This window comes from Desulfocastanea catecholica (genome assembly GCF_054657295.1).
Genome location: NZ_BAAHYZ010000102.1, coordinates 1 through 1,110, shown reverse-complemented (window position 1 = coordinate 1,110; position 1,110 = coordinate 1). Strand labels below are relative to the sequence as shown.

The window sequence follows — 1,110 nt, the reverse complement described above, 5'->3', positions numbered from 1 at the left end:
GTTAGTCCTATGCCTATCCGGTTGACACAGGTTTGCGATTTGGGTTAGAATCCGGGGCATGTCAAATTACCCTCGGACACTGTTGGAGTTTCAGCATCTCTTCCCTGATGAGGTGGCCTGCGCTCGCCACCTGGAGCGTATCCGGTGGCCAGAAGGTTTTGAATGCCCCTCCTGTAGTAAGGTTGGTGAACCGTGGCGTCTCAAGGTCAGACCACGCGTGCTGGAATGTCGTGAGTGCGGGTACCAGGTTAGTCTTACAGCTGGCACTGTCATGCACCAAACGCGGCAGTCCCTGCCGATCTGGTTTTGGGCTGCGTACTTGGTGACGACACAGACACCTGGTATGAGTGCCTTGCAGTTTCAACGGCAACTCGGCATCAAACGCTACGAGACTGCGTTTCTGATGCTACACAAGTTGCGTGCTGCTATGGTTCGGCCAGAGCGAGATCGAATCGGTGCTGAATGGCCAGTCGAGGTTGACGAGACATACGTTGGTGGAGCAACACAGGGGGAAGGACGAGGGCGGCACCACAAGACGCTTGTTGTCGGCATGGTAGAAGTGCTCCCGCGGAAGAAAGCTTTAGGCTCTGATCCAAATCTGCCATCTGGACAGCGTCCGCAGCACCGAGGAGGACATGGTCGCAGTTTTATCGCGGGCAGGTTGCGCCTCCAGACGATTCCAAACCGCAAGCAGGAAACCCTGGAACCGATGGTTCTGGCCAACGTCCAGAAAAAAGCCGAAGTACGAACCGATGGATGGACTGGCTACGATAACTTGCACAATCTGGGGTACAACCACACAGCCGTGCCAGTCCAAGGTGATCAAGCCAAGACGGCACAGCATCTCCCAATGATCCACATTGTATTTGGAAATCTTGATGCTTGGCTATTGGGAACGCACCACGGAGTCAGCCCGGCGCACTTGCAGGGCTATCTCAATGAATTCGTTTTCCGATTTAACCGGAGGTTTTGGCCAATGGTGGGTTTCGATAGTGTTCTAAAAATAGCCGCCCGAGTGGAATCGCAGACCAACAGGGACTTTTACAAAAGCGCACAGCCATCGTCGAATCCAGTGGAACCAGACGAGCCTGTGCTAACCGGATAGGCATA

General features: G+C 54.2%; 1 protein-coding gene. It reads left to right on the top strand.

Annotated elements, in window-relative coordinates; genetic code table 11:
• The first annotated feature begins 58 nt into the window (after window positions 1-58).
• A complete protein-coding gene (locus ACYQ8U_RS23030; RefSeq protein WP_459947899.1) occupies window positions 59-1,105 on the top strand; it encodes an IS1595 family transposase in 1,047 nt (348 codons plus the stop codon).
• The last annotated feature ends 5 nt before the right edge of the window (window positions 1,106-1,110 follow it).